This is a genomic window from Corynebacterium meridianum, from assembly GCF_016342265.1.
Classification (GTDB): Bacteria; Actinomycetota; Actinomycetes; order Mycobacteriales; family Mycobacteriaceae; genus Corynebacterium; species Corynebacterium meridianum.
In genome coordinates this window covers 410,043-431,126 of sequence record NZ_JAEIOS010000011.1, presented here as the reverse complement: position 1 = coordinate 431,126, position 21,084 = coordinate 410,043, and the positions used below count along the sequence as shown (strand labels likewise).

The window sequence follows — 21,084 nt, the reverse complement described above, 5'->3', positions numbered from 1 at the left end:
TCAGATCGGCTCCGGCAGCGGTGCGGGGGTCCGGTCTCCGCGGAGGCGCTTGAGCACATTCTCCGCGGAGATCAGACACATCGGTACCCCGACCCCGGGGACGGTCGTCGCGCCGGCATAGTATAGGCCATCCACCAGATGGCTGGCGTTGGTTCCCCGGAGGAACGCCGATTGGCCGAGCGTGTGCGCGGGCCCGATGCTCCCGCCGTGCCACGCGTTGTAACGTCCGGAGAAATCCGCGGGTCCCAAGGTCCGGCGCACCACGATCCGCTCGGCGAGATCGTCCACTCCCGTCCATCGGGCTATCTGTTTGATCGCGGCATCGGCGATTCTCTCGACCAGGGGAGCGGGGTGCGGTGCGTAGGCGGAGCCGTGCCCGAGCTGCGGGTCCGCGGGAACCGGGATCAGCACGAACAGGTTCTCGTGCCCCTCGGGTGCCACATCCGGGTCGGTGGCCGAGGGCTTCGAGATGTAGATGGAGCGGGATGCGGGAAGCTCGCGGTCTGCGACCGGGCCGGCGAACACGGCGTCGAAGTCGGCGTCCCACTCGCGGGAGAACAACAGGGTGTGGTGCGCGAGCTGGGGCAGCGCGCCCCGCACACCCAGCATCACCAGAACGGTGCCGGGACCCGGATTCCGCGTACCCCACCAGCGCTCGGGATAACTGCGCAGATGGGTGGGAAGCAGTGCGGTCTCGGTGTGGTGCAGATCGGCACAGCTGACCACCACGTCCGCGGTGAGAGTCTCCACCGTGCCTTCGCCGGTGAGCACCTGTACCCCCGTCGCCCTCGCCTTCGTCGGGCGGAGGCGCCCGAACCGGTCCGGGAACGCCTGCGTCGACCTCGGGTGATCCTCGGTGGTTATCCGGAGAACCCGGTTGGATGTACACACGACCGCGCCGGCCCGCCGGGCGACCCTGTCGATGGCCTCGACCAGGGCGGTGAATCCACCCACCGGATACCTCACTCCCTGGTCCAGATCCGTGTGACTCATCAGGTGGTAGAGGGCGGGTGTGTCGTCGGGGCGCGACGACAGGAACACCGCCGGGTACGTCAGAATCTGGCGCAGCCGGACATCGTCGACGTAGCGTGCCGCGAAGTCCTCCAGCGAGGTGGTCAGCAACGTTGAGAGGACCCCGAGACGACGACCCACATCGCGATTGACGAATCCACCCGCTCCGGTGAACGTGGTGTAGAGGAACCGCTCGACCGCGATGCGGTACGCGTCCGCCGCGGAATCGAGATACTCCCCGAGCCGGGCACCCGCGCCGGGCTCGATGGATTCGAACAGTGCCGCGGCCCCGTCACGGCCTGCGGGGACATCCAGTGGTGGATGGCCCTCGGTGTACACCCGGTACGCCGGATCCAGGGTTTTCAGCCCGACCTCGGCGTCCGTGCTGGTGCCCATCAGCCGGAAGAAATGATCGAAGGCGTCGGGCATGAGATACCAGCTCGGACCGGTGTCCCACCGGAACCCGGGGGCCTCGTCGACGGTGAGCGTGCCGGCCCGTCCGCCGACGGTGGATCCCTGCTCGACGACGGTGACCGACACTCCCTCGCGGGCGAGCAGGGCCGCGGTGGCCAGTCCCGCGACACCTGCCCCGATGATGACGGCCGTCCGTGGTGGAGTGGTGCTGGTCATGCGGGAGGTCCCTTCCGGGGGAGCGGGGCGGGCAGGAGGCCCCGGGAGTCGAGGCGCTGCCAGGGTTTTTCGCTACGCCAGTTTACCGCGATGGTGTGGAAGCCCCGGCGGAATCGGCGCAGCATCTGCGAACCGGGCTCCACCGCCCGACCATCCATCGTGAGCGTCAGATCGGACTGCAACCAGACGGTCTCCTCGGGGCGCACCGCGAAACTCAGGTGCATGTCCTCGTGCACCTCGGTGTCACTCATGTCCACGCTGTCGCGAACCTCCAGCCACCAGTCCCGCCGGATGCAGTAGTTCGTCCCGAAGAACGGTTGGTGACCGAGAGTCGAACCCACGCTGGCCCGGTACGCGCCGAGATAGACGGCGCTGGCCAACGGGCCCCACCTGCCGGGCAACTCGAAACGCCCGGACCCGGTCACCCCGATGACCCGGCGTCGACTCGCCCCGGAACGTGTCTGGTCCTCCGCCAGATCCCACGCCCGGTGAAGTCTCTCCAGGAAATCGGGGCCCGGTTCGACGTCGGCGTCCGTCCGGAGCATCACATCCGACACAGCGGCGTCGAAACCGGTCCGGGTCGCCCAGGTGATACCACGACGGGGTTCCTCGATCACACGGGCACCATGGTCGCGCGCCACCGCTGCCGAGTCGTCGGTATTGCCGTTGTCGACGACGAGGATCTCGGTGGCGGGTACGGTCTGTCGGTGCAGTGCACGCAGGCAGCGGGTGAGCAGCTCGGCGTCGTTGAGACACGGGATGACGACACCCAGGGTTCGGTGTGGAGAGGTACGAGGGATCACGGGGTCCTTCCTCGGTGCCCGCACCCGGTTGTCCGGGGCGGGAAGGGTGACCGCCCAGTGTAGAGGGCGGCGAACGGAACACCGGGCCAGCACCGTCTCCTGGGGGTCAGCGCACGCGTGCGGACGGGGACCGGGGCACAGCCCCCGCACCGGGGCGCCACAACCACACGAAGGGAATGACGGCACAGGTCAGCACCAGGTAGGTGACCAGGAAGCGGGTGTGGACATCCGAGCCGCCCAGCGCGGCGAGTGCCAGTGCACCCACCGCGATGGAGACCGTCATCCCCGTGATTCCGGCCACCTGGAGGGCGGAGCCTATGAAGCCGCTCTGCTCCGGGGGCAACAGTTCCAGGGGTTCGCTGGAAAGACGCGGATAGATGAAGCCGATTCCGAACGCAGAGAGTCCCCAGCCGGTGACCGCGATCGCCCACGGTGCCCCGAACCCCACGGTCAGCGCAACGACGATCAGTCCGCCGGCCATCGCCGCGGCGGAGAACCTGGCGACGGTCGGCATCGACCAGTCCGCCGTGAACCGCGCCTGGATCTGCGAGGCGATGAACCAGGTCACGCCGCTGACGGAGAGCCCCAGGCCAGTGAGCGTCGGTCCCAGTCCGTACGCCTGGGCGAGCAGCAGCGGGATGTAGATCTCGGCACCGAGGACCATGTCGGTCAGTACCCGGGAAAGGACCAGGCGGGGCACTCCGGTCCGGCCCCGTAGCGTGCCCACCGGCACCAGGGGGCCGATCGCCAGCGCGATCACCGGGAGAGACAGTACGAACGCCACCATTCCCGCGCCGAGCGCGAGCTGCGGCGAGTAGTTGAGTGCCCCCGCCGCCGCCGAGAGGATCAGCGCCGCGACGAGCATCCGGGCACTCGTGCGGGAGAGCGTTCCCCGCCGTACCGGTAGCCTGCGTACGGCGGGACCCAACAGGACCGCCGCGACAACGAGCAGCACCAGAGTGAACAGAAACACCGCGTGCCAGCTGAACGCCTCGGTGAGGATCCCCGCCAACGCCGGGCCGACCAGTGAGGGGATAACCCACGCTCCCGCGAACGCGGCGAACACCGGGGCCCGCAGCGCGGCCGGGTAGACCTGCGCGATCACCGCGTATATGGCCACGATCACGGCACCGATCCCGAACCCCTGGATACCCCGGGAGAAGAGGAACACGCTCATGTCGGGCGCGACGACCGCGAGCGCCAGGCCGATCACGAGAATCACGGTCCCGGTCACCATGGACAGCCGGGCACCGGCTACATCGGTGGCGATTCCCGCGGCGACCATCGCCACGATGGACACCGCGAAGGGGATCGAGAACGCCAGTGAATAGGCCCCGGTGTCGCCCAGTTCGCGGGTGATCCGCGGCATCACCGCCGTCACCGCGGTGTTGTCGAAGGCACAGGCGGTGATCGCCATGAGCAGACCGACGGTGGTTGCGGCGAAACCCTGGGAGAAGATGCCCGCTCGGCGTTCATCGGGCTGTGTGGCGGTCGACATAGCGGCCAATCCTACTGCTCCCGACCAACCGGGAGGCACCCGTGCCCAACCCACAACCGGGTGCCGGAAGGCACGGGCGCCGGCATGGTCCCGACTACCGGGGACCGAACTCGAGACCCAGCAGCGCGTTCTCGATGAGCTCGGGCAGTGCCGGATGGATCCAGTACTGGTCACGGGCGACGTCGCGGACGTCGAGGTCGAAGGCCATCACCGTGATCAGCTGCTGGATCAGGGTGGAGGCCTGCGGCCCGATGATGTGGGCACCGAGCAGGCGTCCGTTCCGGCGGTCGGCGATGAGTTTGGCGAACCCGGTGCTGTCCTCCATCGCCCAGCCGAACGCCACGTCGCCGTAGTCCTGCACCTTGACGGTGACGTCGTACCCGGCGTCGCGGGCCTCGTCCTCGGTGAGCCCGATACTCGCGATCTGCGGGTGGGTGAAGATCGCGGCGGGAACGTTCTCGTGCGGCATCGGCTTGAGGTCATCCGGGTGAAGCAGATTGTGTCGCACCGCGCGCATCTCCGCGTTTGCGACGTGCTTGAGCTGGTACGGCGAGCTGACGTCCCCGAGCGCCCAGACACCCTCGGCGGTGGTCCGACCGTACGCGTCGACCCTGATGCGCTGTCCATCCATCTCGATGCCTGCCGCGTCGAGATTCAACTGATCACCGTTCGGGGTACGGCCGGTCGCGGCGAGAAGCACCTCCGAGGTGACCTCGGAGCCGTCATCGAGCTTCAGGGTCACGCCGTGCTCGTCCTCGGTCGCCCCGGTCGGGGTCACGCCGAGCCGGAGGTTGAATCGCTTCGCGGCGAGTTCGGTGTAGCGGTCGGAGATGGCGGCGTCGGTCTTCCGCAGCAACCGCTCCGACCGGTTGACCAGCGTGACGTCCACCCCGAGAGAGGCGAATACGTGGGCGAACTCGACCGCGATGAATCCGCCCCCGAGGACCGTCATCGTCTTCGGCAGCTCCTCGAGGCGCATGATGTTCTCGTTGGTGTAGTACGTCACGCCCGAATCCGCGATCGCCGGCAGAATCGTGGGGCGTGCTCCGGCGGCGATGACGATCGTGTCACCGGTGATGGTGACGAGTTCGTCTCCTGAACCTGTCTCGATGGTTCGCTCACCGACGAAGCGTGCGGCACGGTCGTAGACGTCGATGTTCGGGGTCTCTTCCCCGCGGCGGTACGCCTCACCGCCGTCGGCGATGGGGTCGATGCGACGACCGAAGACCCGCTCGCGGATCGACGCCCAGTCGACGCCGTTGAGCTGCGCGTCCAGCCCGTACGTGGTCGCGTTGCGGATTTCTTCCGCGACGTCGGCGGTGTAGACGTACATCTTCGTGGGGATGCAGCCGACATTCAGGCAGGTTCCGCCGAAGCGTCCCTTTTCGACGATGGCGATCTTCTTGTCGTCGAACTCCGGGCCCGGAATCGAGTTGCCCGATCCGGTTCCGATGATGATGAGGTCGTAGTGGGTGGGGGATGGGGTGGTCATGGCAGTTGGTCCGTAGTTCCTTGTCGTGTCGGGGTCGTGTCCGGATCGGTTGTCGCCGTCGCGGGGAGTCGGTTCAGGCCCGGTCGGCCAGGGTTTCGGTCAACCAGTTGATCGCGGCGGTGAATGCTCTTTCTCTGGGGCGACGGAGCGAGAGCCACACGTCGTGTCGGGCACCCTCCACCGGGATCACGGTGACATCTGCGCCGAGCGACGGTGCCCACTGCTGGATCTGATCGACATTGAGTACCGCGTCCGAGGTGTCCGTCACCGCCGAGTACGGCTTGTTGAGCCAGGACTGTGTAGAGCACAACACCAGAACCGGGGTCCCGCATTCCACGCCCCCGGCGTGGACCGTGTCCTGGGCGCGGACGACAGCGGCGAACCAGCCCGCGTTCTTCGCGTGACCGGCTATCGGTTTGATCCGGGTGTTGAAATCCCACTCGCCGTAGTGGTCGGCGTGGATGGACTCGCCGTAGCCCGCGAGACCACCGGGGAGGTTGAGCTCCGGGGCAAGATCACCCAGTGCACGGATCAGTGGGCGGGTCCACCGGTGGAGTGGTGCGGGGAACATCAGGTCGAGCCACGGGCTGTTGAGGACGGTCGCCGCGATCGCGGAGTGTCGCGCTGCGGCCACGGGGTCCCCGGTGGTCGCCGCCCTGCGAAGGTGATCCAGCCAGAGGGGGACGATGAGACCTCCGGTGGAGTGCGCCTGGACGATCACCTGTCCGTGGTTCTGCCGCACCGCATCCAGGGTCGCGTTGAGATCCTCGAAGTACCTGCGGACGTCCCGGACGTCGTGCCACAACTGACCCGCCAGATGCGAGCGTCCGCACTTGCGCAGATCCACCCCGTACACGGCGTAGCCCTCCCGGTGGAAACGCTCGGCGACGTGGCGGTGGAAGAAGTAGTCACTCATGCCGTGGACGAATATCATGGCGGGCCGCGAAGAGAAGTCCCCGCAGTCCGGTGGAAGGTACCTGACCAGCGTCGACACCACGGACCCGCCACCTTCCGGATCCGCGCCCAGCCGCAGGGTCCGTCTGGTGAATCCTTCACCCAGGATGTCGTCCGTGTACGTCTCGGAGATCGGCAGATCGCTCATGCCGCCCACCCTATCCCGGGGAGACAGGCCGTGCCGCCCCTGCGGTGCAGGCCGGGGATGGGGCCCGGGTACCCCTCTCACGGGCGACGCCGCTGGTTGACAGGGACGCCAGATGCCGCGAGAGGAGGTGTCCCAGGATCTCGCGGACGGTGCTGATGGTTGCCGGATCACTGTGCGATGCGTTCCCGGGCGTCCCTCTCATCCGGGAGATCCCGGGACTTCCCGTACACCTGAGACACGAGGCCCCACCGCTTCCTTCACCCGATCGACAACTCCGACCGGGAGGTCTGCTCACCGTCAGCCCCGAAAACACCGGCGTCGATGGGGATCCGCGGTGGTGGTGTCGTATCCCATCGGTGGATCGGGTGCGTTGTCCGATTCGTGCAGACCGGCGGCGAAGTTCATCCCTGACAACCGGGCCCGACCCTCGGACGAGCTGTGGTGCCTGAGTCCGTCGTTCGCGTCGGCAGTCGGGATTCGCGTGTGGAGGTTCCGGTTTCGGACGTGGTTGCGCTGTCCGATGGGCCGCCATTCCTGTACTCCGAGACTGGGGAGCGAGCGCAGCGTATCCGCAGTTGTCTGAAGGGGTTGGTGAGTGTTCCCCGGAATGTGTCCCATGATCCCGGACACCCGGTCGATGTCTACTGTGACCTGCGCTCCCGGAGGGGTGAGCGCGCCGGGCTGTTCCTGTGCTCTCCCGAGAGGCTTCACTGTGTTCCTGAACCGAGACGGGGAACTTGCTCCCCCGGAACCGTGGCGACCCGGCCCATGGCCTACTCCTGTCGAATCCGTATTGGGGGAGTGTCGTCTGGTCGGACAGCCGTGGTGCGGCTTGCACGGGGGACGCCGAGGACGAGGGCGGGGCAACCGGCAGTGCGGTCGTCGGCGGACGATCGAGGGGTCTTCTGAACATGCGGTTCGGCTCCCTTGTCCGGGATCTGGTCCCGGGAGAGCTCCGGTGTGTGCGGGGTGTGCTCAACTCTCGGTCAGGAGATCTTCGGCTACGGTCACGGACTGTTCGTCGGTTCTCCGGGTGGTTGGCCTCGTACTGACCGGACAGTGTTTATGACGTGGCTCACTGTCTGCGTGTTTTTCGGGGGTGAAAGTGGGGGTATCTAGGCCATCGTCGACTCTCCCCTTGATTCCCCGAACCTGGGGGCCTGTTCCTGCCGGTGCCGGATTTTACGAGGTAGGCGGCTTGATACCGGAGTGGGTGGGGGTGTCGGTGGGTGGGCAAGTGGGCATCGAAACCAGGGCTGTGCTGATACCCCCGGGGTGCAGGGCGTAAGGTGTTACAGCGATAGGCCAGTCCAGGAATCCTCTCTTGGGCCGTGCCGGTGCTGGTGACGGCAGCATCGGTCAGTGATGGTCGATCGGGATGCTCTGCAGGGTTCCGTCGGTGTCGTGTCATGTCGTGCGTGTCATCCGGATAACGGTCGGGGATGAGCGGACACCGGACGGTCTTTCAGGGTGGAACGGTGGATGATGGCGTGAAGGTTGCGGTTCCGAATGGATCCGCTTACCGGGACTGGGACGAATGCACAATTCGAAGAACTAGCGAAGGTTGAATACAGTGTCTGACTCCAAGGTTTCTGCAGCTCATGTGACAGACGAAGTTGATGTCTGTCTGATCGGCGCAGGCATCATGTCCGCGACCCTCGGTGCGATGCTGCGCCAGCTTGAACCCGGATGGTCACAGCTCGTCGTCGAACGGCTCGACGGCCCCGCCGAGGAATCCTCCTCGCCGTGGAACAACGCCGGCACCGGACACTCCGCGCTGTGTGAGCTGAACTACACCCCGGAGGTCGGCGGTGAGATCCAGACCGTCAAGGCCGTCGCCGTGAACGAGAAGTTCCAGGTGTCCCGCCAGTTCTGGTCCTACCTCCTGGAGAACAACGAGCTCGACAACGCCCGCGGCTTCATCAACCAGGTTCCCCACGTCTCCTTCGCTCAGGGTGATGATCAGGTCCGGTACCTGCGCAAGCGCTATGATGCACTGTCGGTCCACCCGCTGTTCCCGGACATGCAGTTCACCGACGACGAGCAGAAGTTCGCGGAGTTCCTCCCCCTCATGGCTGAGGGTCGGGACTTCGACAGGCAGAAGGTCGCGATCTCGTGGACCGACGCCGGAACCGACATCAACTACGGCGCACTCACCCGTCAGTTCCTCCGCAACGCGGAGGAGGCCGGGACCGAGATCCGGTACGGACACGAGGTCGCCGACATCATCCGCGACGGTGCGAAGTGGAAGATCCGGGTCAAGAACGTCCACACCGGTGACACCAGTGTGGTCCGGGCGAACTTCGTGTTCGTCGGAGCCGGCGGAATGGCACTGCCGCTGCTCCAGAAGTCCGGGATCCCGGAGATCCGGGGCTTCGGTGGTTTCCCGGTATCCGGTGAGTGGCTGCGCTGCACCAACGAGGAGATCATCGCCCAGCACCACGCGAAGGTCTACGGTAAAGCATCGGTCGGTGCCCCCCCGATGAGTGTCCCGCACCTGGACACCCGCGTCATCGACGGCAAGACGGGCCTGCTCTTCGGCCCCTACGCGGGCTGGACCCCGAAGTTCCTGAAGCAGGGATCCTGGTTCGACCTGGCGAAGTCGCTGCGCCCCACCAACGTGCTTTCCATGGCGGCTGTCGGCATCCAGGAGATGGGCCTGACCAAGTATCTCATCACCGAGGTGATGAAGGACGCGGAGGCCCGGATGGAATCGCTCCGCGAGTACATGCCGAACGCCCGTTCGGAGGACTGGGAGCTCGTCACCGCCGGGCAGCGAGTCCAGGTCATCAAGCCGGTCGCCGGACCCCGGTTCGGTTCCCTCGAGTTCGGTACCGCGCTGATCAACAATGCGGAAGGTTCGATCGCGGGCATCCTCGGTGCCTCGCCTGGAGCCTCCATCGCGCCCGCCGCGATGCTCGAACTTCTTGAGCGTTGCTTCGGCTCGCACATGGTCTCGTGGGGCCCGAAGATCAAGGAGATGGTTCCCACCTACGGCACCAAGCTCGCCATGGACGAGAAACTGTTCCACGAGACCTGGGAGCGCACCCAGAAGACCCTCAAGCTGGAGGGCCAGGACCAGTAGTGGCACTCTCCACCCCCGACGCCGGTTATCCGTTTGCTGCCGTGGTGGGGCAGGACCAGCTTCGTCTGGCCCTGATCCTCAACGCGGTATCGCCCCGGATCGGGGGTGTCGTCGTGCGTGGGGAGAAGGGCACGGCGAAAACGACCACGGTCCGGGCCTTCGCAGCTCTCCTCGGCGGAGCACCACTCGTGAATCTGCCGATCGGCGCGACAGAGGACCGGGTGGTCGGTTCCCTCGACGTCGAGACCGTGCTGACCACCGGCCGTGCCGAATACCATCCCGGGCTGTTGGCGCAGGCCGATGGCGGTGTCCTCTACGTGGACGAGGTGAACCTCCTCGCCGACCACCTCGTGGACACGCTGCTCGATGCGGCGGCCACCGGGCGCGTCACCATCGAGAGGGACGGCATCTCCCACAGCTCCCCGGCGGACTTCGTCCTCGTCGGGACGATGAACCCGGAGGAGGGGGAGCTGCGTCCCCAGCTGCTCGACCGCTTCGGTCTGGCCGTCGATGTCTCCGCATCACGGGATGTGGAGATCCGCACCGAAATCATCCGACGGCGCCTGTCCTACGAGGCTGATCCCGTCGCGTTCGCCACCGCGTGGGCGGCCGAGGACGCCGACCTCTCCGCACGGATCGAACGAGCGAGGAAGCTGCTCCCCGACGTCGAGCTCTCTGACACGAACCTCGCCCGTATCGCGCACATCTGTGCCAGCTTCGACGTCGACGGAATGCGCGCCGATCTCGTCATCGCGCGCGCCGCGGCGGCCTGCGCCGCCTACCGCGGGGACACCGCCGTCACCGATGGGGACATCCGGACCGCGGCGCAACTCGCGCTCCCGCACCGGCGCCGCCGTGATCCGTTTGATGAGCCCGGTCTCGACGAGGACAAGCTCGACGAGACCATGGATGAGGCCCGCGACCAGCATCCGGAACAGCCGGAGGACAACGCCCGGGAACCTGAGGACAACGATCCGGAACCCGAGGACCGGGGCGCGGAGGACAACACCCCCCAGGATCCTCCCGAGCAGTCCGAGGAACCGTCCGAAAAGCCGGACGCCGACGGGAAGGCAGGTCGCGCCGAACAGGGCGCCCCCTTTCGTTCCGCGGGTACTGAGGCGTAAGGGCGCCGGGAAAGAGGGCGTCCCGGGGCGACGCTCCAAGGCGTGGTCGGCCCAGGGGCAGAATGTCCGGGCGATCCCGGGTGGTCGCGGACTGAACGTCGTCGGTTCGGTGCTCGCGGCCGCCGAGCGGGGCGCGGGCATCGTGGACGGCCTGATCGACTTCCGGCCCGAGGACCTGCGTGGTTCGCTCCGGCGCGGCATGGAGTCCAACCTCATCGTATTCGTCGTCGACGCCTCGGGATCGATGGCGGGCAGGGACCGGCTCTCCGCCGTGACCGGTGCCGTCATCTCCATGCTCCGGGACGCCTATCAGCGCCGCGACCGGATCGCGGTGATCTCGGTCCGCGGATCGGCCCCCGAGATTCTGCTTCCCCCGACCGGATCGACGGTGACCGCGCTGCGCCGGCTCGAAGGGGCACCCACCGGTGGGCGCACGCCCCTCGGCGAGGGCCTGATGATGGCCCACGAACTGATCGAAAGGGAACACCGCAGGGAACCCGGGCGTCGCGCCCTGCTCGTCGTGCTCTCGGACGGGCGGGCGACCGGAGCGTCCGGGACCGCCGGGGCACGCCGTGCCGCCGCCGTCATCCGTGACCGCGGGCTCGCGGGCAGTCTGGTGATCGACTGCGAACGGGCCGGTCGCATCCGACTCGGCCTGGCGGCGGACCTCGCGAAACGTCTCGAGGGGGTCTGTGTCCGCCTCGATGAGGTGTCGGCGGACTCGGTGGCCGGGGTCATCGAAGCCGTGTGAGCCAGGGCTGTGCGAGACAACGCGGTGGCCTGAGGGATGACTCACAGTTCCCCGAAACATGTCGGATGTAGTCGAGCCTAAACTAAGGTCGAGGTGGAGGCGGCACTGTTGCGGCGGGGGAGATCCCGGGCTCGCGTTGCCGTACCGCACCTTTTCCGAGCTCCCGGAGGGCATCCCATGACCAGAAGAATCCACCTGATCCGACGCGCGGGAATCGGCACGCTTGCATGCGTGGTCCTGACCGCCTCCCCGCTGGTGGTTTCTCCGGCCACAGCGGATGAGACCAACCCCATCGGGATCACGCACACGGCAGAGGTCACCGAGTACGCCGATGACACACCGGCGATGTACTGGAACATCCGCGACCTGTTCATGCAGATCTCCGGCGGCGCCGACACCACACTCGACGGAGCGAGGCAGGGGACGAGCGACATCATCTGGCCCTTCGTGGGACGGGAGACGACCTCGGACGGGCAGGTGCTGCTCAAGTATCAGGGAACAGCCAACATCCGCAGCTTCTGTGAAACCCCCGAGGAGGTGCGCGGTGAGTGTCAGCTTGACCTGACCTTCTCCCGTCCGTGGGTCACCTACGATCCGGCCACGGGCAGGGGACTGTTCAGCGCCGTCGTGCACACCGTCAACCGGAACTCCGGCGAGTGGGAGGGGCCCGAAAGGCTCGATCTCGCAACCTTCGACCTGAAGAACGGCCGCTACAACACCTCGGGTGATCTGACCACATGGGCGGACGTCCCTTCCGCGTTGACCGTCGCCGGTGCGCACGCGTTCAGCGACATTCTCGACGAGGGTGACGCACTGTCCCTCCTGGACTTCACCTACACCGGTGCTCCCGGGTTCACGGGTGCCGGGGACGGCGGTTACTCGACGACGGTCGCCGAGCACACGGGGATCGTCCTCGAGCACGCGGTGCGTCTCTTCCCGCGGAGCGACGGATCGCTGGTGCTGGTCGCGGGCGACCACGAGACCAGCACCGCTGTCCTGATCGGACGGGACATGAAGCCGATCGGCGAGAAGCGCACGATCGATCTCGACTCGGACAATCCCTCCGCCTTCGACCCCACGGAGAACGTGCTCTACTTCGCCGGATACAACGAGCCCGCCGGATTCCTGGACCCGGTCGTGGACACCCCGGTCTACAAGGTCGCGGTCACGGCGGCGGGCGTCGGTGAACCGGAGCTGATCACCCGTCTCCCGCACCGCGTCACCTCGATGGGCTTCAATGCCGCGACCGGCGAGGTGGGTATCATCCACCAGGCCCGCAAGGGCGAGGACCAGTTCACCACGATCGCTCCGGGTGGTGAACGTACCACCGTGGACCTGCCCAGTGGCAGCCAGCTGTTCGGTATCCCCGTCGATGACAGGTACTACTCCGACGGTGCCTACGGCGAATCCATCCCGAACGGGCGCGCATCCAAACTCCTCGGCCTACCGGACGGGACCTGGCTGTCTGTGAATGATCACGGGACGACACCGGTGGAGGGGACGGACGACGGCTTCGGCGGACCGCGGAAACGGGGTGCCGTACCGATCCACGTCACGCCGAAGGGGGACGTCACCGCGGAGCTGGTCACCGAAGCATGGTCACAGTACGAGTTCGTCGCATCCAACGACGGCGTCGCGGTCCGGGGCAACCAGATCGCGATCTGGAACGACTACGCGGACCAGGAGGGGCAGGGGGTGGCCACCTACACCTACGACAACGGAACCTTCACGCAGGTGCACGGCCGGGACAAGGTAGTGGTGAACGGGGTGAACCTCGCGCATCTCGCCGGTGGTGCCTTCACCGATGTCGGCAATCTCGTACTCACCGACGCCGACAAGTCCACCCTGGCCATCATCGATCCCGTCACGTTCGAGGTACTGGACTCGGCAACCCTGTCGAGTTTCATGAAGGGAACCGAACGCAACCAGAACGACGGGATTGTCGCAACCGGTGGGAGGATCGTCGTGATCGATGGCCGGCCGGGCACCGAGAACCCGGACTCTGACCTGGACACCTACATCGGACTCCAGGTACTGGAGGAAGCCACCGCCGCGGGCAAACTCGATCCGTCGATCACCCCGTTCTACATGGACGAATCGCTCACAGGTACGCCGTCCACGCCGGTGACCGATGCCCACGAACTCACCCCGGTCTACCCGGTGACGCGGGCGGTATCCGGACAAAAGGCCGCTTCGCCCGCCCCCACCTTCACCTCGGACAGCGGTCGGGCCCCCGGGGCGGTGAGCTACTCGCTGGACGGGGACCGGCCCGGGGGTGCGGTGGTGGATCCCGACACCGGGGTGGTCACGTTGACACCTGCAGCCGCTGATGTCGGGGAGACCATCGGTGTCGTCGTGACGGTCACCTACGCCGACGGAAGCGTGGACAAGGCGATCGCCGCATTCGCGGTCGGGGAAGACGCTGATGGAGCCGCTGGAGGGTCGACCGATCCGGGGAAGCTCCTCGGAATACTGTTCAGTGGATCGGGTGGTCCGGATTCCGCCGGGATGCCCGGTCTCATCCCGGTTCTGACCATCGGTGGTTTCCTCGCGCTCGTGGCGGGCCTCATCCACTTCCTCCGGACCCAGATGCCAGTGGGGTTCCAGCTGCCCTGGGGTCCGCGCTGAATCAGTGGGGCTCTGCCAGTCGGGCCGTGATCAGTTCGAGGAACTCATCGACCTGACCGGCGCAGGACTCCAGATCCGCCGGCGTGAGCAGGATGCGGTCGTGGTCTCCATCGAGGTAGACGACGACCGGGCTGCTCCCGTCGGCCACCCGGGCAGTGGCGGTGTCCATCTCGTTGAGATGCACCGTCTCCAGGGGGAGAGGCAGCTCCCGAAGAGCGGTGCTCCATTCCTTCCGCTGCCGGACGGATCTCCCGTGGCTGATGTCGCAGAGACTGCAGTGGGTGGTGCCCCGTAGTTTGCCGATGACGTAGGACAATTCACCGAGGACACCGCCGTTGGCGTTGTAGACGCCGACGAGGCGGGCTGAGTCGGAGAACTCGGGGGCGGGAGATGGGGTCGACACTGGTGGTGTTCCTTAGGGGATCGTGGGGGAGGGCGATGTGCTGGTGGGTCACCCCGGTCAACGGATGTGGAGCCCCGGATATTCCGGCGGATTTGAATCGGAGATGTTTAGGCAAAGATTAACCTGATAGAAATATTAATATTGTTTCGGTAAAGCAGTTTCTAATCAGGTATGCCTAAGGTATGTTGGGGTAGGCGTCCCGGCTCTCATCCGGCGGTGAAACACCGCTGAACCGGGGCCGGATCCGTGCACCTCCGTGATCCTCCCGATACCCAGAAAGTAACGCACCATGAAAAAGTCCACCCGTCGTCTCTCCCGGACCGGTCTCGCCGCCGTCGCCTGCCTCTCCATGTCGATCGCCCTCGTCGCGCCCGCAATCTCCGGGGCGGACGAGAACACGAAGCTCGGCATCGAGCATGTCGCCTCCACCACCAGCTATGCGGAGGAGACCCCAGCTCTCGCCTGGGGTGTGCTGGAGATCTTCCGGCAGGCATCCGGCGGTTTCGACCGGGTATTCGACGGGGCGACGCTCCACTCGGGTGTACCGTCCTTCGCCTTCGTCTCCCGCACCGATTCCGACGACGGAACCGTGGTGCTGAACTACGCCGGCACCGCGAACGTGATGAACTTCTGTGGACCGGACTACAGCGCCAGGGACGAGCGGGGAAACTGCAAGCTCGATCTGACCCTCAGTGAACCCACCGTGACCATCAATCCGTCCGACGGCACCGGCGCCCTCTCGATGATGGTGCACTCGCTCGACAAGAAGACGAAGGAGTGGGTCGGTCCCTCCCGCGTCGTGATGGCCAACCTCGATCTCTCGAAGGCGAAGTACCGGTCCGGGGAGACCTCCACCGTTCGCGACATCGCGGTCACCGTCACCGCAGAAGGCCGCGCGGCACTCAGCGGAAACCCGAAGGGGTACGACGACCTGGACGCCCTCAACCTCTCCTTCACCGGGCCGGTCACCTTCGGCACCTCCACCGGTGCCACGGAAGACCTCACCCTGGAGAAGGAGGCCGTCACCTCGTACCCCAGGGGTGAGGCGAACAGGATGTTCGGTCTGCAGGACGGCTCCCTCCTGCACATCACCCGCGGCCAGGAGGGGAGTGACTCCCAGATCGTCATCGCCGACAACGACCTAGGTTCGTTCACCGCGATCAACGACATCACCGTCAACACAGGCAACCCCTCGGCGCTGAAGTCCGCCTCCGACACCCTCTACTGGGCCGACGGGACCACGATCCGCTACGCCGACGTGACCGCAGCGGGGCTCGGTGCCGTAATGGAACTCGGTACTGTTCCGAACTCGAACGTCACCGGTCTCGCATACGCCGAAGGAAATGACACCCTCGGTGTCCTCACCGCCGACCCCGGTACGCGCAAGGGTGTGATCACGGTGTTCAATCTCGCGGACGGTACCTCCACCCAGACAGAGTTGCCCCCGATGAGCGAGGTCCGTGGAACCAAGCCCGAGGAAGACGGCGGGAGCTTCGACAGCACCTACGGCTACAGGAGCCCCACCGGTAACGCCGTCGGTCTCCGTGCCCTTCCCGACGGCACGTTCGTCTACATTCTCGACGACATCCTCGATGGGCCCGATGGGCGCACGGGCAGCACGCCGCTCCACATCCGCCCGGGACAGAACCCGGCGGCCATGGAGATCGACGCAGCCAAAGAACAGTTCAAGTCGGTGCTGTACGGCGGCGGACGACGTACCGCCAGCATCGTCGACGGGAACATCGTGTTCTACAACGGCGTGAGCGATGAATTCGAATCCGTCGGCGTCTACGCCTACTCCGACGGCACCTTCACCAAGAAGAGCACCGCCGACAAGGTCGCCGCCTTCGACTTCATCACCGGCGCAACCTTCGCCGCCGACGGAAACCTCGTGATGGCCAGCGCCGGTGACGGCCACGAACTCGCCGTTCTCGACCCGACCACCCTCGAGGTGATCTCGAGCACCACCGTCGGCTCCACCCTGCAGTACTCGAACGGCCAGGCGGCGGAAACCCTGAAGTTCGTCGGTGACGACATCTTCATCTCCGGTGTCAACGACTTCGGTGGCGACGAGACCCTCACCTTCATCAAGGTCTCCACCAGCGAAGAGGGCCTCACCGTCGGGACATCCGATGACACCCTCGAGGTCGTCGAACTGGGGTCCTCCGATGACAACGAGCCGCTCAAGAGTGACGACACCCCGGAAACCTCGACCCCGGAGACTTCATCCCCTTCGACGTCGACCCCGGAGACTTCATCCCCTTCGACGTCGACCCCGGAAACCAGCACCCCGGAGACGTCCACCCCGTCGATACCCGATGACCACGACGGAATGTCATCCGATGTGGATGACAAACTCAACGCTCTCTCCGGAAAGCTCCTGCTGGGGTCCGGTGGGCTCAGTCTCGTCTCGCTCCTGACCGTTGGTGGAATCGTCGCGATGATCGCGGCACTGTTCCACTTCGTCAAGACCCAGTTCCCCGGCGCCTTCCAGTTCCCCCCGATGCCGGGCATGCACTCCTAGATCCCCGGTTCCCCCGGACCTGGCCCCGGTATCCCGACCAGTGAGAACTGTTCCCTGCTCCCCGAATACGGAGAGCGGGGAACAGTCATTTCCGCAGGCTCCGGTTCGGTTCAGTCACCGGATAACGCACCTGGCCCAACCGTCGTCGCGATAGGATTACCCGGAACCACCGAACCCGATGTAGCGAAGGACACTCCCCATGCCCAAGGGACAACTCGACCCAGCCAGCATTCCCGATGACGGTCTGACCACCCGGCAGCGTCGGATGCTTCCCGTCACCGCGGTGCACACCGGTCCGGGGAAGGGAAAGTCGACGGCGGCCTTCGGTATGGCCATGCGCGCCTGGAACCAGGGCATGAACGTAGGGGTGTTCCAGTTCGTGAAGTCCGCGAAATGGAAGGTCGGGGAGGAAGCGGTGCTCCGGCGTCTGGGTCAGCTCCATGATGAGACGGGTGAAGGCGGTCCCGTCGAGTGGCACAAGATGGGCGAGGGATGGTCCTGGGCACGCAAGGCCGGGACGGAGGAGGATCACGCCCGCGACGCAGCCGAGGGATGGGCGGAGATCCGTCGCCGGATCGAGGCGGAGACCCATGATTTCTACGTTCTCGATGAGTTCACCTACCCGATCAAATGGGGCTGGATCGACGTCGACGAGGTCGTGGCGACACTGGTGGATCGGCCGGGACGTCAGCACATCGTCATGACCGGTCGGGACGCGGATCCGAAACTCATCGAGGTCGCCGATCTCGTCACCGAGATGACGAAGATCAAACACCCGATGGACCAGGGGCGCAAGGGACAGAAGGGCATCGAGTGGTAGTACCGGGCCTGTGCATCGCGGCACCCGCATCCGGCACCGGAAAGACCACGATCGCCACGGGGCTGATCCGGGCGCTGGCGCGCCGGATGGAGGTCGCCCCATTCAAGGTCGGCCCCGACTACATCGACCCCGGTTACCACGGCCTCGCCGCGGGGCGTGTCGGCCGCAACCTTGACTCCGTGATGTGCGGGAGTCACCGGATCGGACCGCTCTACGCCCACGGTTCCGCCGGGTGCGACATCTCCGTGGTGGAGGGGGTCATGGGACTCTTCGACGGACGTATCGCGCCCGGTTCGGATCCGGTGTGCGCGCCCGGCTCCACCGCGGAGATCGCCCGCGCCCTGGGGATACCCGTCGTTCTCGTCGTCGACGTCCGTGGCATGAGTCAGTCGATCGGCGCGATGGTCCGCGGATTCGCGACGGCCGTCGACGGGGTACGCCTGGCCGGGGTCATCCTGAACCGGGCGGGAACCGGACGCCACGACGCGGTCTGCCGCAGCGCGTGCGATGCCGTCGGCGTGCCCGTCCTCGGTTCTCTGCCGCGCTTCGCGGACATCGAGGTGCCCTCCCGTCACCTGGGGCTGGTGACCGCGGTCGAGCAGGGCGGCGCCGCGGTCACCGCCGTCGAACGGATGGCTGACATCGTCGAGGAGCACCTTGACCTGGACGGCCTCGTCGCCGTCGCCGACTGCGGGTGGGACGGGGAGGTGTGGAATCCGCGGGCCGAGGTGGCGCAGGCGGGCAGCCCGACCATCGCCGTCGCCGGTGGACCCGCATTCACCTTCGCCTACGCCGAGCACACCGAGCTCCTCGGTGCGGCGGGCGCCCGGGTCGTGCGCTTCGATCCGCTCACCGATGATCTGCCGGACTGCGACGGACTCATCATTCCCGGCGGGTTCCCGGAGGAACACGTGGAGGATCTCGCCGGGCGGACCGGCCTCCGTCAGCGGGTGCGTGAACGGATCGCCGACGGCATGCCCGTCCACGGGGAATGCGCAGGCCTGTTGTGGCTCACCGCAACCCTCGATGCGCATCCGATGCTCGGGGTGATCGACACCCACGCCGCCATGGGCCGGCGGCTCACCCTCGGATACCGGGAAGCCGTCGCGTTGTCCGACTCGGTGCTCCACCGCGAGGGCGAACGACTCACGGGCCACGAGTTCCACCACACCGCCCTCACCGACACCACCGTCGCCGGGTGGTCACCCGCCTGGGGCTGGCGTGGCTGGGACGGGCAGGGGGTCCGGGAGGGTTTCGCCGGTGGCACCGTCCACGCGTCCTATCTGCACTGCCATCCGGCCGCGACACCGAGAGCCATCGAGCGGTTCGTCGCCGCCTGCGCCTAGCTGCCGACGAGCGCCCGGTGATCCTCGGTGAGCTTTCCGTCCACCATGGTGAACCGGCGGTCGGCGCGTCGGGCGGCCTCCTCGTCGTGGGTGACCAGGAGCGTCCCGGCCTTCTCCTCCGCGACGAGTTCCAGGAGCAGATCCATCACGTCCGCTGAACGTCCGGAATCGAGTGCCGAGGTCGGCTCGTCGACGACGAGCAGTGCCGGGGAGTTCATCAGAGCGCGGGCGATGTTGACACGCTGCCTCTGGCCTCCGGAAAGTGCGCCGACGTTCCGGTCGCGGGCCTCGGCGAGGCCGAGACGCTCGAGGAGCTCGAGAGCACGGTTCCGTGTCGTGGCTTTGGGGGAACGCCTCCGCCACGGCGACTCCAGGTGCCGGGTCATCATCAACTGTTCGGTGGCGGTGAGCGATCCGATCAGGTTCGGTTGCTGGAAGACGATCCCGATGTCGTTCCGGCGGACGGTGGCCGCCTCCCGGGAGGAGAGCCCGGCGAGTTCCCGGTCGCGCAGCCGGATTGAACCGGAGGTCGGTGGCTGCAGAGTGGACGCGACGGCCAGGAGCGAGGACTTGCCGGAACCGGAGGGGCCGGTGATGGCGATGAGTTCACCGGCGTCGAGGGACAGCGACGCACGATCGACTGCGGTGATCTCACCGGCGCCGTCGGGGAAGGTCAGGGTGACGTGGTCGAGTACGAGGACAGGGCGGGAGCTCATCGGTTACCTCCGAGGGCGGAAAGCGGGGATGCGGATTTCAGGAAGGACAGTGCGGCGGCGGCACCGACCAGGCCGAGTGCGAACATGGCGAGGGCCGGGTAGAGCGTCGTGGAGGTCGACACCACGAACGGAAGTCCGTCGCCGATCAGCGATGCGGCGCCCAGGGTCAGCGCGAGTCCCACGCCGACACCCACTGCGAGGATCACCGCGGCCTGACCGAGAGCGTCGACGACCAGTGCCGCGCTCGTGGCGCCGAGTGCCTTCAGGGTGGCGATGTCCGGCTTGCGCTGGATGGTCCACACGGTGAAGAAGGCACCGGTGACCAACGCGGTGATGATCAGCAGCATCACGTTGATCATGGTCAGGGAGGTCGACTCCGCCCTGTGTGACGCCATCGTGCCGGGCAGCTCCCCGGCGGAGATCCCCACCGTGCCGGGTATTCCGTCGAGCGGACCACCCGAGGCGATGAACGTTGCCGGTGCATCCGCGTCGAGATGCATCCATACGACGGGCTGATGTGAGTAGTGGTCATCGCCGCGTACGGCATCGACCGTCACCGTTCCGTACCGGCCGAGTTCCGCCGAATCCCCGGCGGCCAGTCCCGTGGCCTTCGCCGCGGCCTCGGAGAGAACGATGTGTCCCTGATCGGGCAGGGGAGTGGACGCGTCCGCCGGGCCGTCGGTCGCGGGCCGGGTCGCCAGCACCGACACGGATTCCTCGCCGATCAGGCTCCGGTCGATCCCCACGGCGGTGGCGGGGATTCCGGCCTCTGCGGCGGTGTCGAGAAGTGCGGTGGTGGATTCCGGATCGAGCCGTGACCGGTCCAGGCTGGCCTCCCCGGTGTCGGACAGGGTCGCGGAGGTACCGCCGATGGTGGACAGGGCGGAGATGCTCTGGTGGGTCAGGCCTCCGGTGAGGCCGGAGAGGAAACTGACCAGCAGGGCCATCATCGCCACGGTGACGGTGATCAGGGCGAACCGGCCACGGGCGGCCCGCAGGTCGCGGAGAGCGAGGAACATGATCGGGGAAACTCCTCCTTCAGGGGCGGACTGGTGGGAACTGTCCTCCAGTGTGCGTGGATTACCCGCCCGGAAAATCGGAAAACCGGACAGAAATGGACAATTCGTTTAGCCATTTGACGAATCAACCGT

At 66.5% G+C, this 21,084-nt stretch carries 15 protein-coding genes; 7 read left to right on the top strand and 8 right to left on the bottom strand.

Going from position 1 to position 21,084, the window contains the following annotated elements; genetic code table 11:
- The 5 genes from crtI to JDV75_RS05130 form a co-directional block, all read right to left on the bottom strand.
- A complete protein-coding gene (gene crtI, locus JDV75_RS05150) occupies window positions 1-1,641 on the bottom strand; it encodes a phytoene desaturase family protein (protein ID WP_198738157.1) in 1,641 nt (546 codons plus the stop codon).
- Window positions 1,638-2,444: a glycosyltransferase family 2 protein gene (locus JDV75_RS05145; RefSeq protein ID WP_336244299.1), complete on the bottom strand. Its 807-nt coding sequence runs from the start codon at window positions 2,442-2,444 to the stop codon at window positions 1,638-1,640. Before JDV75_RS05145 ends, crtI begins: the two co-directional genes overlap by 4 nt.
- A gap of 106 nt (window positions 2,445-2,550) precedes the next feature.
- Window positions 2,551-3,942, bottom strand: a complete 1,392-nt coding sequence (locus JDV75_RS05140) for an MFS transporter (protein ID WP_198738156.1) — start codon at window positions 3,940-3,942, stop codon at window positions 2,551-2,553.
- A 94-nt stretch (window positions 3,943-4,036) separates the two neighbouring features.
- Window positions 4,037-5,434 carry a mycothione reductase gene (gene mtr, locus JDV75_RS05135; protein WP_198738155.1) on the bottom strand — a complete coding sequence of 466 codons (1,398 nt, stop codon included), beginning with the start codon at window positions 5,432-5,434 and terminating at the stop codon, window positions 4,037-4,039.
- A gap of 73 nt (window positions 5,435-5,507) precedes the next feature.
- Window positions 5,508-6,536 carry an alpha/beta hydrolase gene (locus JDV75_RS05130; protein WP_198738154.1) on the bottom strand — a complete coding sequence of 343 codons (1,029 nt, stop codon included), beginning with the start codon at window positions 6,534-6,536 and terminating at the stop codon, window positions 5,508-5,510.
- A 1,573-nt stretch (window positions 6,537-8,109) separates the two neighbouring features.
- Between JDV75_RS05130 and mqo the strand changes: the two genes are divergently transcribed.
- From mqo to JDV75_RS05110, 4 genes are all read left to right on the top strand, one after another.
- Window positions 8,110-9,621, top strand: coding sequence for a malate dehydrogenase (quinone) (gene mqo, locus JDV75_RS05125; RefSeq protein WP_198738153.1), 1,512 nt, complete (start codon window positions 8,110-8,112; stop codon window positions 9,619-9,621).
- The gene (locus JDV75_RS05120; protein ID WP_248095132.1) at window positions 9,621-10,745 is read left to right on the top strand and encodes an AAA family ATPase; all 1,125 of its coding nucleotides are present in this window, start codon (window positions 9,621-9,623) and stop codon (window positions 10,743-10,745) included. The genes mqo and JDV75_RS05120 overlap by 1 nt, the downstream gene beginning before the upstream one ends.
- Window positions 10,735-11,496, top strand: a complete 762-nt coding sequence (locus JDV75_RS05115; RefSeq protein ID WP_198738460.1) for a vWA domain-containing protein — start codon at window positions 10,735-10,737, stop codon at window positions 11,494-11,496. Before JDV75_RS05120 ends, JDV75_RS05115 begins: the two co-directional genes overlap by 11 nt.
- Window positions 11,497-11,673: 177 nt before the next feature.
- The gene (locus JDV75_RS05110) at window positions 11,674-14,124 is read left to right on the top strand and encodes an HtaA domain-containing protein (RefSeq protein WP_198738152.1); all 2,451 of its coding nucleotides are present in this window, start codon (window positions 11,674-11,676) and stop codon (window positions 14,122-14,124) included.
- A gap of 1 nt (window position 14,125) precedes the next feature.
- Here JDV75_RS05110 and JDV75_RS05105 read toward each other — a convergent pair whose 3' ends face one another.
- Window positions 14,126-14,527, bottom strand: a complete 402-nt coding sequence (locus JDV75_RS05105; RefSeq protein WP_198738151.1) for a hypothetical protein — start codon at window positions 14,525-14,527, stop codon at window positions 14,126-14,128.
- A gap of 289 nt (window positions 14,528-14,816) precedes the next feature.
- Here JDV75_RS05105 and JDV75_RS05100 point away from each other — a divergent pair, with 289 nt between their 5' ends.
- The 3 genes from JDV75_RS05100 to JDV75_RS05090 all read left to right on the top strand — a co-directional run bounded on the left by JDV75_RS05100 (window position 14,817) and on the right by JDV75_RS05090 (window position 19,217).
- The gene (locus JDV75_RS05100) at window positions 14,817-17,051 is read left to right on the top strand and encodes an HtaA domain-containing protein (protein WP_198738150.1); all 2,235 of its coding nucleotides are present in this window, start codon (window positions 14,817-14,819) and stop codon (window positions 17,049-17,051) included.
- 199 nt (window positions 17,052-17,250) lie between these two features.
- Window positions 17,251-17,871 carry a cob(I)yrinic acid a,c-diamide adenosyltransferase gene (gene cobO / locus JDV75_RS05095; protein ID WP_198738149.1) on the top strand — a complete coding sequence of 207 codons (621 nt, stop codon included), beginning with the start codon at window positions 17,251-17,253 and terminating at the stop codon, window positions 17,869-17,871.
- Window positions 17,865-19,217: a cobyrinate a,c-diamide synthase gene (locus tag JDV75_RS05090; protein ID WP_198738148.1), complete on the top strand. Its 1,353-nt coding sequence runs from the start codon at window positions 17,865-17,867 to the stop codon at window positions 19,215-19,217. The genes cobO and JDV75_RS05090 overlap by 7 nt, the downstream gene beginning before the upstream one ends.
- Here JDV75_RS05090 and JDV75_RS05085 read toward each other — a convergent pair.
- Complete coding sequence (locus JDV75_RS05085) at window positions 19,214-19,933, bottom strand: ABC transporter ATP-binding protein (protein WP_198738147.1); 720 nt, start codon at window positions 19,931-19,933, stop codon at window positions 19,214-19,216. The two genes, JDV75_RS05090 and JDV75_RS05085, sit on opposite strands and share 4 nt — an antisense overlap.
- Window positions 19,930-20,952 carry an ABC transporter permease gene (locus tag JDV75_RS05080; protein ID WP_198738146.1) on the bottom strand — a complete coding sequence of 341 codons (1,023 nt, stop codon included), beginning with the start codon at window positions 20,950-20,952 and terminating at the stop codon, window positions 19,930-19,932. The genes JDV75_RS05085 and JDV75_RS05080 overlap by 4 nt, the downstream gene beginning before the upstream one ends.
- Between the last annotated feature and the right edge of the window lie 132 nt (window positions 20,953-21,084).